This window comes from Deinococcus phoenicis, from assembly GCF_000599865.1.
In the GTDB taxonomy this organism is placed as follows: Bacteria; Deinococcota; Deinococci; order Deinococcales; family Deinococcaceae; genus Deinococcus; species Deinococcus phoenicis.
In genome coordinates, this window is sequence record NZ_JHAC01000045.1 from 1 (window position 1) to 13,642 (window position 13,642).

Consider the following 13,642-nt stretch of genomic DNA (forward strand, 5'->3'; position numbering starts at 1 on the left):
GGCTGGTTTCAACGGTGTGGCTATACCCTCACCCGGCAACCCTTATGAGCGCCGTCCTAAGGTCAAAGCCCGAGGCCGGCCTGGGGAGTGGCGCTACGGGCCGACCTTGCTCAGCGGCATCTGGGCGGCCCTGGACTCGGTAACTCTCTGACGTCTTCGGCGGATTCGCCTACACCTTCCCAAACATCTTCTTATGTCAAATGCTTCAGACGCGTCGTGTGGTGCGTGATGGCGCTCCTCGCGCCCCGGTTCACGCTGTGGACTGCCCTGCTGCTGCCAGTGGCCGGACGGGTGATTGCGCCGCGTTCCCCAGGAGGACGCCCTCGGCAAGGCGCGGCAGTCCTGAAGCTCCTGGGAGGGGTCCTGTAGCCCTCACTTCACGGCAGCGGCGATGGCCCGCCCCGCCGTACGTCCGCTGAAGAGGCAACCGCCCAGAAAGGTGCCCTCCAGCGCACGGTAGCCGTGGACACCGCCGCCCCCGAACCCGGCCACCTCGCCCGCCGCGTACAGACCGGGCATAGGCTGACCGTCCTGGCCCAGCACCCGGCCCTGAAGGTCGGTCTCCAGGCCGCCCAGGGACTTGCGGGTCAGGATGTTGAGCTTCACGGCGATCAGCGGTCCGTCCGCCGGGTCGAGGATCGGTGCGGGCTTCGCCACCCGGATCAGGCGTTCGCTGAGGATGTTCCTCGCGCCCCGGATGATGGCGAGCTGCGGGTCCTTCCCAGCCACGTTGCGGGTCTGGATGTCCCGGTCACGCACTTCCCGCTCTACGGTGGCGTAGTCCACGAGGTTGCTGCCGACCAGCCCGTTCATCCCCGTCACCAGGTCGCGCAGGTTGCCCCGCACCACGAAGTCCACGCCTTTGTCCATGAACGCTTGCACCGGGGCCTGGACCGCCTTCCCAGCGCGGCCCAGCGTGAGGCGAATGTTCTTGCTGGTCAGGTCCGGGTTCTGCTCGCTGCCGGAGAGGGCAAATTCCTTCTTGATGATGGCGCGGTTGAGCAGGAACCAGGTGTAGGGGTATTCATGGGTGGTGATCTGCCGCAGGGTGTCCAGCGTGCTGGCCCCCGGGATGTGCGGAAAGGGCAGGCGCTTTCCGGTGGGGTCCAGCCACAGGCTGCTGGGACCGGGCAGGATGCGAATGCCGTGATTCGGCCAGATCGGGTTCCAGTTGCGCAGCCCCTCGGTGTAGTGCCACATGCGGTCGGGGTTGATCAGGCTGGCTCCCGCGTCCCGCACCTCCTGTTGCAACAGCCCGTCCACGTGTTTCGGCACGCCTGAAAGCATGAAGGCGGGAGCGGGACCGAGCCGCTCGGTGGGCCAGAAACGGCGCACCAGCTCATGATTGCCCCCGATTCCCCCCGAGGTGACGAGGACCGCCTGCGCGTTCAGGTTGAAGTCGCCCACCACGACGCGGGAACTGCTCTGGCCCCGCGCCACCTCCGACGGTTCGAGGATGTCCCCGTGGACCCCGTGGACGATCCCGTTCGTGATGTTCAGGCCGCGTACCCGGTGACGAAACCGGAAGTCGATCCGGCCGATCTGGTGGTGCTGACGCACGCGCCGCTCGAAGGGTTCGGTGACGCCCGGCCCCGTTCCCCAGGTGACGTGGAAGCGCGGCACGCTGTTGCCGGGCAGACCCGCGCCCGCCCCGCCCCGCTCGGCCCAGCCGACGGCGGGAAACCAGCGCATCCCCTGGGCATGCAGCCACCCGCGTTTTTCCCCGGCGGCAAAGTCCACGTAGGCCTCCGCCCACTTCCTGGGCCAGTGGTCCTCAGGCCGGTCGAAGGCGGCGGCGGTCATCCAGTCGCGCAGGGCCAGTTCCCGGGAGTCGTGAATGCCCAGGCGGCGCTGCTCGGGGCTGTCCACAAAGAACAGGCCGCCGAAGGACCAGAAGGCCTGCCCGCCCAGGTTCTGCTCGCCTTCCTGATCGAGCAGCAAGACGCGCTTTCCGGCGTCGGCGAGTTCGGCGGCGGCCACCAGCCCGGCCAGGCCCGCCCCGACCACGATCACGTCTGCATCCAGTGTGGGCATGACCTATTAAACAGGTCATCATTTACCCGTGCAACAGCTGGAGGGTGCGTTACGCTTCCGGGTATGTCCGCCCCCTTGCCTGTCGATACCCGGGTGTCCACGGCCCTTCGGCACCTCCAGACGTTGATCCGGGACCAGGCCTTGCCTGCTGGCGCACCGCTGCCCTCGGAGGTGCAGCTCAGCCGTGAGCTGGGCATCAGCCGGGGCAGCGTGCGCGAGGCCTACCGGGCGCTAGCGGCGACAGGCGCGGTGGAGGTGGGGAATGGCCGGGTGCCCCGCGTCGGCGGCCTGAATGCGGCCCCTGTCACGTCGATGCTGGAGCATGTGCTGGACACCCGCCAGGTGACGCCGCAACACGTCCTGCAACTGCGGCGCGCGATTGAGATTCAGGCGGCGAGCCTGGCGGCCATGCACCGCAGCGCCGCGCAGGCCGCAGCCCTGGAGGGCACCGTGACCGGGATGGAACGCTCGGGTCCGGGGGGTGACGCCTTCGTGACCCACGATCTGGCGTTCCACGAGACGCTGGCGCAGGCCTCCGGCAACCCGCTGTTCGCGGTGCTGAACCGGGCGCTCCATAGAGTGTTCGAGTCCTCTATCCGGCGGGGGCAGCACCATTACGCCGACCCTTACCACTTCGGGGCACTCGTCGAGGCCCACCGCAAGGTCGCGGCGGCGGTCCGGAACCAGGATGCGCCGGGAGCCGCCGCCGCCATGCGGGAGCACTTCGCGCAGGCCGAACTGGTGGCGATGCTGCTCGAACTGGACAGCGGGGAAACGGGGGAGGAGGGTGGCGCAGGCCCGCGCTGAGGATGGGCTGCGGCCTGGAGCCAAAGCCTGGCCGTGGTCTCACGCAAGGTGGTGGCAGTAAGTACCCACGGGGCACGCACCGCTGCTACCGGGCACAGCCACACTGCGCTTACAGCGAAGGGTGACCCCAGCAGGCATCCATCGGGGGGGCATCTACGCCTGGTGACAAGATCGGCTCAGGGCAGCGACCAGAACGGCACGTTTCGCCCGTCTTCCAGTCACCGCCTGACTTCGCCAACGGTAACGGAAAGCGTCACCGCAGCACACCTCGCAACCAGGCATTTGCCTCGTCCAGGGCCGTGCGGGTCTGGTCGTACACGCCCACACCCCCGAAGAAGCCGTGGTGCATCCCGTCGTAGCGGGTGAATCGGGTATCCACCCCCGCCGCCTGGAGCGCCCGGGCATAGTCCTCGCCCTCGTCCCGCAGCGGGTCATACTCGGCGGTGATCACCAGGGCCGGCGGAAGATTCGACAGGTTCTCCGCCTGGCTGGGGGAGGCGTGGGGGTGTGCGGCGTGCGCCTCGTCCGCGAGGTAGTGTCCCCGGAACCAGTGCATATCCTCCGTGGTCAGCCCGTACCCCTGCCCGTTCTCGCGGCGGGAGGCCGTTTCCCCCAGCAGGTCCGTCGAGGGGTAGATCAGGAGCTGGCCCCGCAGGGCCGGGCCGCCCTCGTCGCGGGCGCGCAGGGCCACGACGGCGGCCAGGTTGCCCCCCGCACTGTCCCCCGCCACGGCGATCCTCTCCGGTTCCCCGCCCAGTTCCGCCGCGTGTTCGGCCACCCAGCGCGTCGCCGCGAAGCAGTCGTCGGGCGCGGCGGGAAAGGGATGCTCGGGGGCAAGGCGGTAATCCACGCTGACCACCACCGCCCCCGCTCCCGCGCAGAGTTCGCGGCAGATCGGGTCGTGGGTGTCGAGGGTGCAGATGGTCCAGCCGCCCCCGTGGAAGTACACGACGAGCGGAAAGGGACCCTGTCCCTGCGGGGTGTAGACCCGGATGGGCAGCTCACCCGCCGGGCCGGGAATGGTGCGGTTCTCGACCTGCGCGACGGGGGCGTCCGAGGTGGGCATCAGGTGCAGCGAGGCGGCGATGCCCTGGCGCACGACCTCGACCGGCAGGGCGTGGAGGGGCGGCAGGGCGGCTTGCTGGTCTAGGGTGGCCTTGACTTTCGGGTCCAGGGGCATGGGCAGGTCCTTTCGGAAAGCGGGCTGGGGCCAGGTGGGAACAGGCCAAGCATACAGGGCGGGCATGACGTGAACTGAACCCACGACGCAACAGCCGCAGCCTTATCCACCTGCCGCCCCTCGGTGCCCTATCTGGGCAGGACGGCACCGACGACGCTCTCTGCGGTTCCCTCCCGCACCAGGGCGACCACCGCTCCACCGAAGTCCGCCCCGGTCATTCGTGCGCTGTACACGTCCGGCTGCACTTGGAACAGCGCGACAAGTTCATCCACCCTCGGATGACTCACCCTGTCGTCGTCCCGCAGGCTGGCATGAGAAGACCCCAAGAGCGGCGCCCCCTACAGCAGCGCCCCGCTTCCCTTAAAGGGCCAGACCCACCCGCCTCCCCGTTCGGTATACCGTCCTTTTACCTTGGCACGGCAGGCTGAGCCGCATGAGCACCCTGCTGTCCCGCCGCCGTCAGGTTCGCCCGGTCGCCCTGCTGCGCCTCTTTCTGGGCATCCTGCTCCCCCTCCTGATCGTCGGCTTCATCGCGGAGGAGGTGTTGGAGCGGGAGCGGATCGCCTTCGAGGTGCCCTTCCTGCTGGCCCTGCACGCCCACGCGACCCCGCTGCTCGACCGGCTCGCGCTGCTGTTCACCACCGCAGGCGGCGTCGGTGTCATCGCCCCCGTCAGTGCCCTGATCCTGCTGGGGCTGTGGCTGAAAAAACGTTCCCTGGCCCTCTTCTGGGGGGTGAGCGTGGCGGGGGCGGCGGCCCTGGACCTGGTGATGAAGCTCATCTTCCACCGGCCCCGGCCCGAGTTGTGGCCCCGGCTGGTGCAGGAACACGACTTCGGCTTTCCCAGCGGCCACAGCATGTACAGCGCCGCCTTTGTCACGGCGCTCATCCTGCTGACCTGGCGCACGCCGCTGCGCCCGCTGGTGCTGGTGCTGGGCGTGCTGTTCAGCGGGGCAGTGGGCTTTTCACGCCTCTACCTGGGGGTGCATTACCCTACCGATGTCCTGGCGGGCTGGCTGAGTGGTCTGGCCTGGGTGCTGGGCGTCTACAGCGTCGTGCGGCCCTTCCGGGGCCTGCCGCCCGAAGGAGGTTCCGCGTGAGACTGCTGATCGTCGAGGATGACCCCCATATCGCCGAGCTGCTGCGCGACGGGCTACGCGAGGACGGCTACGCGGTGGACCACGCGGCGAGCGCCGAAGAGGGCTTCTCGCTGGCGGACCTGTTCCCGCACGACCTGCTGATCCTGGACGTGATGTTGCCCGAGGGTATAGACGCGGGCTACCGGCTGGGCCAGCAACTCAGGGAGGCGGGCAACATGGCCCCGATCCTGTATCTCACCGCACGGGGCACCGTGGAAGACCGGGTGGAGGGCCTGGAAGCGGGCGGGGACGACTACCTCGTCAAGCCCTTCGCCTTCAAGGAATTGCGTGCCCGCGTGCGCGCCCTGCTGCGCCGCGCGGGCGGCTACGCGCACAACACGCTGCCGCTGTCCGGCGGCTTCCTGCTGGACCTGACCGCCAGGGAGGTCTACCGCAGCGGCGCGCGCTGTGACCTGACGCGCAAGGAATACGCGCTGCTGGAATTGCTGGCGCACCATCCCGGCCGCACCTTTACCCGCGACGAGATCATCGAGCGGCTCTGGGATGGGGAGGAAGGGGTGGAACCGAAGGTGATCGACGTGTATGTCAGCACCATCCGCCGCAAGACGGAAGACGGCCTGATCGGGACAGTGCGCGGCGTGGGGTACCGGCTGGGGGCTGTGCCTTGAAAATGAGGGCCTTGAAGAGTGGGGTCTTGAAGCTCCCGGCCTTCAGCCTGCGTCTGAAGCTCACGCTGGGGTACGCGCTGGTGTTCATCCTGGCGAGCGTGCTGGGGGCCGTGCTGATCTACCTGGTGGCCTCTACCCAGCTCACCCGCTCGCTGGACACGACGCTGGAGGAAACGGCGGCGGTGGCCCTCGGCAATATCGGGCGCGAGGACGGCGCGCTGCGCTTCGCCGCGGACCTCAATGTGCGGAGTGAACTCGCGCTGGAGCTGCTGAACGGGCAGGGCCAGGTGACGGCCCAGGTCGGGGAGAAGGAGGACCTGAAACTGGGCCTGCCCCAGGCAGGGTTTCAGACGGTGCAGGACTGGCGGGTCTACAGCGTGCCGCTGGAGGGAGGGGGCTGGCTGCGGGTGCTGCGCCCCACCGACCTGCTCAGCGGCCTGTTGGAAACGCTGGCGCGCGTGCTGGTCGGCGCGGCCCTGCTGATGATCGTCCTGTCCTGCCTGGGCGGCTACCTGCTGGCGGACCGGGCGCTGAAGCCCATCGACCAGGTGGCGCTGGCGGCCGCGAGTATCGCCCGGCGGGGTGCCTACCGCGAGCGCGTCCCCGTCGCCCCCGGTGGCGATGAACTCACCCGCCTGTCCACCACCGTGAACGCGATGCTGGACCGCCTGGAGGGCACCATCGAGCATGAAAAGAGCTTTACGCGCATGGCCGCCCACGAGTTGCGAACGCCCCTGACCACCCTGGCCGGGCGGGTGGAACTGCTGCTGGACCGGCCCCGCGACGTGGCCGCCTACCGGGCCGGGCTGGTGCAGCTTCAGGAACGCATCGGGGCGCTGCGTGCGCTGAGCGAGGGCCTGCTCAGCCTGGCGCGGACGGACGCCCCGCCCCTGCTGGAACGGGTCGAACTGGCCGGAACGGCGCTGGGTGTGGCCGAGGACCTGCGGCCCGAGTTCCGCGCAGCAGGAAAAATCCTGTATCTGGACGTGGAGGAAAGCTGGGTGCAGGCCGAACCGGAAGGCGTGCGTCAGGCGGCGGTGAACCTGCTCCAGAATGCACTGAAGTACGGCGGCCCGCAGGTGACGGTGCGGGTGCGGCCCGGTGAGCTGAGTGTGGCGGACGGCGGCCCCGGCCCCCGGCAAGAGGACTGGCCCCGGCTGCTGCATCCCCTGGAGCGTGGGCCGGGGGTGCAGGGTATTTCCGGCAGTGGGCTGGGCCTGGCGGTGGTGGCCGCCCTGGCCCGGCGCTGGCAGGCCGAATTGCGGCCCGAGTGGTCAGAGCGGGGCTTCACGGTCACGCTGCATTTCCCGGAGGGGACCGGATGACGGCCCCGGATGAGCGGACCCCACCGGAATCCCTGTGGCCCGCCCGGCTGGTCATCCTCGCGGTGATCGGCCTGAACCTGGCCCTGAGCGAGAACCTCACCTTCGGCCCTACCTGGCTGCTGCCCGGCCTGGAATTGCTGCTGCTGCTGCCCCTCAGCTTCCTGCGGGGGCGGGAACATCGGCGTGTGGGGCAGTTTAGTCACCCGGCGGCGGTCCCTCGCGTCACCCGTCTGCTCACGCTGTGTCTGATCGGCCTGCTGCACTTCAGCAACCTGGCCTCGCTGGTGCTGCTGATCCGCAGCCTGCTGGGCGGCCACGACACGTCCGGCATCACCCTGCTGGCCGGGGCGCTCAACATCTGGATCACCAATGTGCTGGTCTTCTCGCTGTGGTACTGGGAACTCGACCAGGGCGGCCCGCTGCTGCGCCGCCGGATCGGGCAGCCGCTGGATTTCCTGTTCCCGCAGACGAATGCGCCTGCCCTGGCCCCGGCCTGGCGACCCGAGTACCTCGACTATCTCTTCGTGGCCTTTACCAATGCCGCTGCCTTCAGCCCCACCGACACCATGCCCCTCACGCGCCGCGCCAAGCTGCTGATGACGATTCAGGCCGCCACTTCCATGCTGACGGTGGTGCTGGTCGCCAGCCGCGCCGTGAACATCCTCAAATGACGCGGTTCAGACGCCCCTCAAGACAAAGCCTCCTGCTGGGAACGCTGCTGCTGGCCGTGCTGGCGCTGGCCGCGTGGATCAACCTGCCGGCGGTGAACCGGATGTTCGACCGAAGCGCGGACCGCGTGGCCGCCCTCCCTCCCGCGTCCCCCTTCCGTTCGGGTCAGCGGGTGCTGGTGCTTTCACCGCACCCGGACGACGAGACGCTGTGCTGCGCCGGAATGATCCAGCAGGCAGAGAGCGCCGGAGCGCAGGTCTACGTCGTCTGGGCCACCGCCGGGGACGGCTTCGAGTTCGATGCGGTCCTCACCCAACGGGTCCTGGACCCCGGCCCACAACAGATGCGCCGCCTGGGGAACGGGCGCGTGCAGGAAGCCCGGCGAGCCGCCGCCGTCCTGGGCGTGCCCGCTCCCCGGACCTTCATGCTGGGCTACCCGGACGGTGGGCTGTTCCGCCTGTTCACCACCCACTACGAGGAGGCCTACACCGCGCCGCATACCGGGGCCTCCGCCGTGTACGTGCAGGATGCCCTCACGCCCGGCGCGCCCTACACCGGGCGGGCGCTGGAAGATGACCTGCGCCGGGTGCTGGACCAGGTGCGGCCCGACGTGGTGCTGGCCCCCGCCCCCCAGGACTTCCACACGGACCACCACACCCTGTCCTTTATCGCCCTGCGGTTGATGAGCGCGCGCGGGCAGGAGGATCGCCTGCGCTTCTGGGTCGTCCACGGTGGGCTGGAGTGGCCCATTCCCAAGGGGCTGCACGAGAATCTGCCTCTGACGCTGCCCCCTCTCGCCGCGCGCCTCCCCTGGGAACGGGTGAGCCTGACGGCCGAGCAGGAGCAGCGCAAGCTGGAGGCGGTCAATACCTACCAGACCCAGACGCGCATCCTGGGCCGCTTCATGCGGGCGTTCGTGCGTCAGAACGAACTGCTCAGCCCGGAACCGCTTCCCGAGCAGGGCCAGGCCGCCGAAGCGCCTGGCAACGCACCCTGACCCTGTTCTATACCGGGTTTTTACCTGCGCGCTCTACGGTGCGGGCATGTTCGGTGCCCTTGCCCTCATCCAGTCCTTTTCCTATCTGGGGATCGCCGGAATCGTGTTCACCGAGTCGGGCCTGCTGGTGGGCTTTTTCCTGCCGGGCGACAGCCTGCTGATCACGGCGGGCCTCCTCGCCAAACAGGGCAGCCTCAGCCTGGCGGGCGTGATGCTGGCGGTGGCCCTGGGGGCCATCACCGGGGACAGCGTGGGGTACGCCATCGGGCGGCGCTTCGGTCCCCGGGTGTTCAGGCCACAGAACAGTTTCTTCAAACCGGAATACGTCGAGCGCACCCAGGCTTTTTTCGAGAAGCACGGCGGCAAGGCGCTGATCCTGGCCCGGTTCGTGCCGGTGGTCCGCACGGTGGCCCCGACGATGGCCGGTGTGGGGAACATGCCGTACTCGCGTTTTCTGCTGTTCAACGTCATAGGCGGGCTGCTGTGGTCGCTCACGGTGCCGCTGCTGGGCTACCTGCTGGGCGGCCTGATCCCGAACCTCGACCGTTACATCCTGCTGGTGATCGGCCTGGTCGTGGTGCTGAGCTTCATTCCGGTCGCGCTGGAACTTCGCAAGGCCCGTCAGACGGGAGGGATGCAGCATGAATAAAGCTCACCTGCGCCGCACCGCGTCGGCGCTCGCCGCCCTGGCCCTGGGGCTGACCCCGGCGCTGGCCCAGCCTGCCCCGGTCCCCTTCTCGCACGTCTTCGTGATCGTGCTGGAAAACAGCAGCACCGAGAGCATCCTCGGCAACCCGCGCCTTCCCACACTGAACCGTCTGGCAAAGGAAGGGGCGCTGGCGACCAACAACCACGGCGTCACCCATCCCAGCCTGCCCAATTATGTGGCTCTGCTTGCCGGAAGCACCTTCGGCAGCCGCAGCGACGACCCCCGCCAGACCTTTTCCGCCCCCACGCTCCCTGACGAGTTGGAGCGGGCGGGGCTGAGCTGGAAAGGCTATTTCCAGTCCATGCCCCACGCCGGGTATACCGGCGCGTATGGCGGGCCGTTCGGCGTGTACGTGAAGCGGCATAACCCCTTCATGCTGTTCCCGGCCATCGCGGACAACCCGCAGCGGGCGGCGCGCAGCGTGCCCCTCCCCCAGCTTGCACAGGACCTGAAAGCCGGGCCGGCGCCCACCTTCGCCCTGATCGTGCCGGACAACTGCCACAACCTGCACCGCAACATCAATTGCCTGAACCCGGCGCGGCTGGCCGCCGATGCCGACGCCTTCGTGGGCCAGTGGGTGGGGGCGATCCGGGGCAGTTCCGCCTGGGACGACCGCGCCGCCATCGTCGTCACCTTCGACGAATCGGAAGGGAAGGACGCGCGCGGCGGGGGCGGGCGAATTCCTGCCATCGTGCTGACCAAAATGGGGCCGCGCGGATTCCAGAGTGATCGGAACTACAACCATTACAGCCTGTTGAGGACGCTGACGGACGCCTGGCATCTGCCGCCCCTGGGGGAAAGCGGAAACGCGACGCCGATGGCCGAGCTGTTCTTCAGGTGAGGGTAAAACGCCTCGTCCCGGTTCCCCCGCTGTAGGCAAGAACCGGGACGAAGACTGAACAACCTCAGCGATTCTGCAAAGGCGCGGCAAGGCCGAACACGCCGTTCCCCGGCAAGCTGGCCGACTGCCCGCGCGCCCACTTCAGGTTGGCCTGCACACTGACCGGGGTGTGCCCCTGCGCGGCGTACAGCTTCCCCGCCGCGAGGTACTGCGCCCGCGCCTCGGCCTCGCGGCCTTCTTTCCGCAGGACAGTGCCCAGCACGCTGGCAGCGAGGGCATTGCTGGGATTCTCGCCCAGCGCCGCCCGCAAATACTTCTCGCTGAGCTTCAGCCCCTCGGGGGTAGAGCGGCCCGTCCCGGTCCCCAGCACGCCGCCCACCGCCCGCTCGCCCCGGTAGTAGTTGAACTGCGAGCGAATGTAGTGGAGGTCGAGGAAGGAGACGGTCTTGACCTGTGCGCTGTTGTCTGCACGTTTGTACGCAGTCATGCGCCCATCAGCGGCAAAGGTGGGCGTGAGGAAGCGGTAGCCGCCGTCGGCCCAGGTCAGCACGCCCTGATGCCGGGCAAAGGGTTCCGGCTCGCTGGCGTCCACCTGCACGTCGCCCGCGCCGGAGGGCAAGCGCAGCACGCTGGTGACGTGGCCCAGGTTGCTCTCCTGGCTGCTGAGGCTTTTCCAGACCATCTCCAGCCCCGCGTTCAGGCCCGCGCGCTGGAGGAGACCCGCGATCACCACGCTTTGCAGCAGGCATTGCCGCTCGCCCGCCCCTGCCATGTTGGCGAACTCGAAGCCGCGCTCCAGGCTGAACTTCGGCACGGCCTTCTTGATGAAGCGGTGTGCCCAGGCGGCGGTGTCCCGCGCGAGGCGGTCCCGTTCGGCACCCTTCGCTGCTGCCAGCTCCGCCTTGCGGACATCCAGGGCGGCGTTCAGCGAGGTGCCGGATTTGCCCAGCGACACGCCCGCACTCGTATACGCCTGCGACAGCCAGCTCTCAAAGTCGCCGGGCAGCCCCGCGATGCGGTAGGAATCGGCAGCCAGGGCGCGGAAGTTGTCGTCACCGTAGGTGAGGGTAGCGGGGCCAGGGTTTGCGGCAGCGGAAGCGGCAAGGACGGGGGAAGCCAGGGTCAGGGCGAGCAGCAGGGGAAGGGGACGCATAAAGACCTCTTTCGGAGTTGAGTTCAGGCGGGGTTCAGAGTTTCCAGATCAGATTGCGGCGGGCCATCCAGGACATCAGCAGCCAGGCGGCAAACACGAAGCCCAGCGTGTAGGCCCAGCCGCCCCACCACAGGCCCAGGTGGGTGCGGGCCAGGGTCAGCAGTGCGGTGCCCATCGGCCGGAGTTTCCCCGCCCAGTCCACCCGCCAGTCGAGCAGCACCCACACCTTGAACAGGATGGGCAGGGTATAGGCGGCCAGCGCGTTGCGCCCCACGACGGTCAGCGGCGTGAGCAGCCGCGCCCCGGCGGGGAAGCGCCCCGCGTCCGCGATCAGCCACATCCCCAGAATGCCGAGGGTCCCCAGGCCCGCGCTGTACAGCACGTAGGGCGGCGTCCAGATGGCCTTGGCAAAGGGCAGGTGTCCGGAGGCCGCCCACCCGTAGCCCACCACCGACAGACCTACCCCGAGGGCCAGCAGCCACCCGGGGGCGCGGGGTGAGCGCTGTTGCAGGGGCCGCGCCGCGAGGCTACCCAGCAGCACCAGCGCGGTGGTGGGAATCACCGACACCAGCCCGCGCAGGCCCCAGGGCGTCAGCAGCGTGTCATTCACCGCCTGCACGGGGTTCGCGGTTTCGCTGATGACGCCGGTACCCGCTGGGTGCGGGGTGTAGGCCAGGAAAATCCCGTAGCCGACCAGCAGCGCCGGCGCCACCAGCGCCTGCCAGCGTCCCCGCAGCCCACTCAGCAGTGCCGCGCAGAGCGTTGCCAGCGCGATCAGTTGCAGCACGCCCAGTCCCAGCATGAAGCGGTGTTCGGTCGCGCTCGTCAGGAAGGCGCCCACCAGATACAGCAGCGCGGCCCGCGTCACCAGCCGCCGCACCCGCACCCAGCCCGTCACGCCCGCCTTCCGCATCGCCGCCTGCGAGAAGGGCAGGGCCGCTCCCGCGCAGAAGAGGAACCAGGGAAACACCAGATCCGTCAGCGTCATGCCGCCGAACGGCGCGTGCTGAAGCTGTGCCGGCGTGAGGTTTCCCAGCGCCACGTTGTTCACCAGCCACATCAGCAGCACGGTCAGGCCGCGCCAGGCGTCCAGCGCCGTCAGCCGCGCCCGCGCCTGAGTCGGCACCGCGTTCTCGGCGGCGGCGGTCGGTGTCGGGTTGGACAGGAGCGTCATTCCTGATGCTCCTCCCGCCGGATGACACTGCTATGAAAGGAAGAACTGATGGCTGAGAACTGGGAAGGAGGGCTGAGTGCGCGGCGTCGGGTGGCGGGTCCCCGTTCAGGTTCACCGGACGAGCGCTCCCGCAGACACGATGCGGTAGCCTTTCTTCCGCGCCACATGCAGCAGGTCGGGCAGGGCTTTCAAGCTGTCCGGCGCGTTGTCGTGCAGCAGGATGATGCGGAATTCGGAGAGTTCCTCCGCAACCGCCGCGCACGAATGAAGCCAGAGGACGTCGGTATCCCCTCCTACGGAGTTCGGCGGGTCCCGGGACTGCGCCGTGAAGAGCTGGCCATGGTTGCAGGCATGAGTCCGACCTACTACACTCGGCTGGAGTAAGGGCAGCAGGCCTACGTGTCGGACCGTATCCTGGACCGTCTGGCACAGGCCCTGGCCCTGAACAGTGCGGAGCGGCAGCAGCTGTTTAACCTGGCCCGCGCGACCAGCGCAGGGCAGGGACTGTCACTTGTGCCGAAGGTCCGTCCGGGGATCCGTCAACTGATCGACTCGATGGCCGAGGTGCCCGCCCTCGTGCTGGATCGCCAGACGGACATTCTGGCCTGGAATCGGCTCGGTCATGCTCTTCTGGGGGGAAATCTCAAGTTTGAGGCACCGGATCACGAGGACACCCGGCCCAACACGACCCGGTTGCTCTTTCTCGATGCCCCGACGAAGGCGCTCTATTCGGGTTGGGAGGAGGAGGCAGCGCGGGCCGTCGCTTCGCTCCGTCTGGTGTACGGGCGGTTTTCACAAGATGAGCAACTGACCGCCCTCGTGGATGACCTGGTGGCGAAAAGTCCTGAGTTCGCCGTTCTCTGGCAGCGGCATCCGGTTGAGAACTGCATGACGGGGACGAAGGCCTTCCGTCATCCCCAGGTCACGCCGTTTAGGGCCTGGGGCTTGCGGGGCAAAAATAGCGTGCTGAGCGCATAAAAAGAGGA

General features: G+C 68.5%; 14 protein-coding genes. 9 read left to right on the plus strand and 5 right to left on the minus strand.

Annotated features, from left to right (window positions below; translation table 11 throughout):
• Positions 1-372: 372 nt before the first annotated feature.
• On the minus strand, positions 373-2,034 hold the full coding sequence (locus DEIPH_RS13585; protein ID WP_034359044.1) for an FAD-binding dehydrogenase: 1,662 nt from the start codon (positions 2,032-2,034) through the stop codon (positions 373-375).
• A gap of 63 nt (positions 2,035-2,097) precedes the next feature.
• Between DEIPH_RS13585 and DEIPH_RS13590 the strand changes: the two genes are divergently transcribed.
• On the plus strand, positions 2,098-2,841 hold the full coding sequence (locus DEIPH_RS13590) for a FadR/GntR family transcriptional regulator (RefSeq protein ID WP_051517391.1): 744 nt from the start codon (positions 2,098-2,100) through the stop codon (positions 2,839-2,841).
• Between the two features lie 253 nt (positions 2,842-3,094).
• Here the strand turns inward: DEIPH_RS13590 and DEIPH_RS13595 are convergent, their stop codons facing one another.
• Positions 3,095-4,021, minus strand: coding sequence for an alpha/beta hydrolase (locus tag DEIPH_RS13595; protein ID WP_034359064.1), 927 nt, complete (start codon positions 4,019-4,021; stop codon positions 3,095-3,097).
• 128 nt (positions 4,022-4,149) lie between these two features.
• Positions 4,150-4,347 carry a hypothetical protein gene (locus DEIPH_RS13600; RefSeq protein WP_034359046.1) on the minus strand — a complete coding sequence of 66 codons (198 nt, stop codon included), beginning with the start codon at positions 4,345-4,347 and terminating at the stop codon, positions 4,150-4,152.
• Positions 4,348-4,454: 107 nt separating this feature from the next.
• On the opposite strand from DEIPH_RS13600, the gene DEIPH_RS13605 reads away from it, so the two are divergent.
• The 7 genes from DEIPH_RS13605 to DEIPH_RS13635 are packed head-to-tail and all read left to right on the plus strand — an operon-like array spanning position 4,455 to position 10,329.
• Positions 4,455-5,120 (plus strand): phosphatase PAP2 family protein, encoded by a 666-nt coding sequence (locus DEIPH_RS13605; RefSeq protein WP_034359048.1) that lies wholly within the window; start codon positions 4,455-4,457, stop codon positions 5,118-5,120.
• Positions 5,117-5,788, plus strand: a complete 672-nt coding sequence (locus tag DEIPH_RS13610) for a response regulator transcription factor (RefSeq protein WP_034359050.1) — start codon at positions 5,117-5,119, stop codon at positions 5,786-5,788. Before DEIPH_RS13605 ends, DEIPH_RS13610 begins: the two co-directional genes overlap by 4 nt.
• 26 nt (positions 5,789-5,814) lie before the next feature.
• Positions 5,815-7,113 (plus strand): sensor histidine kinase, encoded by a 1,299-nt coding sequence (locus DEIPH_RS13615; protein ID WP_051517392.1) that lies wholly within the window; start codon positions 5,815-5,817, stop codon positions 7,111-7,113.
• Positions 7,110-7,784, plus strand: coding sequence for a hypothetical protein (locus DEIPH_RS13620; protein WP_034359052.1), 675 nt, complete (start codon positions 7,110-7,112; stop codon positions 7,782-7,784). The genes DEIPH_RS13615 and DEIPH_RS13620 overlap by 4 nt, the downstream gene beginning before the upstream one ends.
• The gene (locus tag DEIPH_RS13625) at positions 7,781-8,779 is read left to right on the plus strand and encodes a PIG-L deacetylase family protein (protein WP_034359053.1); all 999 of its coding nucleotides are present in this window, start codon (positions 7,781-7,783) and stop codon (positions 8,777-8,779) included. Before DEIPH_RS13620 ends, DEIPH_RS13625 begins: the two co-directional genes overlap by 4 nt.
• 46 nt (positions 8,780-8,825) lie before the next feature.
• On the plus strand, positions 8,826-9,428 hold the full coding sequence (locus DEIPH_RS13630; protein ID WP_034359055.1) for a DedA family protein: 603 nt from the start codon (positions 8,826-8,828) through the stop codon (positions 9,426-9,428).
• Positions 9,421-10,329 carry an alkaline phosphatase family protein gene (locus DEIPH_RS13635; protein ID WP_034359057.1) on the plus strand — a complete coding sequence of 303 codons (909 nt, stop codon included), beginning with the start codon at positions 9,421-9,423 and terminating at the stop codon, positions 10,327-10,329. The genes DEIPH_RS13630 and DEIPH_RS13635 overlap by 8 nt, the downstream gene beginning before the upstream one ends.
• A 64-nt stretch (positions 10,330-10,393) precedes the next feature.
• Here the strand turns inward: DEIPH_RS13635 and DEIPH_RS13640 are convergent, their stop codons facing one another.
• A complete protein-coding gene (locus DEIPH_RS13640) occupies positions 10,394-11,482 on the minus strand; it encodes a hypothetical protein (RefSeq protein WP_034359059.1) in 1,089 nt (362 codons plus the stop codon).
• Positions 11,483-11,516: 34 nt separating this feature from the next.
• Positions 11,517-12,656: a heparan-alpha-glucosaminide N-acetyltransferase domain-containing protein gene (locus tag DEIPH_RS13645; protein WP_034359060.1), complete on the minus strand. Its 1,140-nt coding sequence runs from the start codon at positions 12,654-12,656 to the stop codon at positions 11,517-11,519.
• Between the two features lie 399 nt (positions 12,657-13,055).
• Between DEIPH_RS13645 and DEIPH_RS13650 the strand changes: the two genes are divergently transcribed.
• Positions 13,056-13,634, plus strand: a complete 579-nt coding sequence (locus DEIPH_RS13650) for an MmyB family transcriptional regulator (RefSeq protein WP_051517394.1) — start codon at positions 13,056-13,058, stop codon at positions 13,632-13,634.
• Positions 13,635-13,642 lie beyond the last annotated feature (8 nt).

What these genes read in the sequence shown, in the direction of transcription:
- DEIPH_RS13585 (WP_034359044.1), bottom strand. Translation starts at nt 2,034, where the DNA reads ATGCCCACACTGGATGCAGACGTGATCGTGGTCGGGGCGGGCCTGGCC.
- DEIPH_RS13590 (WP_051517391.1), top strand. Translation starts at nt 2,098, where the DNA reads ATGTCCGCCCCCTTGCCTGTCGATACCCGGGTGTCCACGGCCCTTCGG.
- DEIPH_RS13595 (WP_034359064.1), bottom strand. Translation starts at nt 4,021, where the DNA reads ATGCCCCTGGACCCGAAAGTCAAGGCCACCCTAGACCAGCAAGCCGCC.
- DEIPH_RS13605 (WP_034359048.1), top strand. Translation starts at nt 4,455, where the DNA reads ATGAGCACCCTGCTGTCCCGCCGCCGTCAGGTTCGCCCGGTCGCCCTG.
- DEIPH_RS13620 (WP_034359052.1), top strand. Translation starts at nt 7,110, where the DNA reads ATGACGGCCCCGGATGAGCGGACCCCACCGGAATCCCTGTGGCCCGCC.
- DEIPH_RS13625 (WP_034359053.1), top strand. Translation starts at nt 7,781, where the DNA reads ATGACGCGGTTCAGACGCCCCTCAAGACAAAGCCTCCTGCTGGGAACG.
- DEIPH_RS13630 (WP_034359055.1), top strand. Translation starts at nt 8,826, where the DNA reads ATGTTCGGTGCCCTTGCCCTCATCCAGTCCTTTTCCTATCTGGGGATC.
- DEIPH_RS13635 (WP_034359057.1), top strand. Translation starts at nt 9,421, where the DNA reads ATGAATAAAGCTCACCTGCGCCGCACCGCGTCGGCGCTCGCCGCCCTG.
- DEIPH_RS13640 (WP_034359059.1), bottom strand. Translation starts at nt 11,482, where the DNA reads ATGCGTCCCCTTCCCCTGCTGCTCGCCCTGACCCTGGCTTCCCCCGTC.
- DEIPH_RS13645 (WP_034359060.1), bottom strand. Translation starts at nt 12,656, where the DNA reads ATGACGCTCCTGTCCAACCCGACACCGACCGCCGCCGCCGAGAACGCG.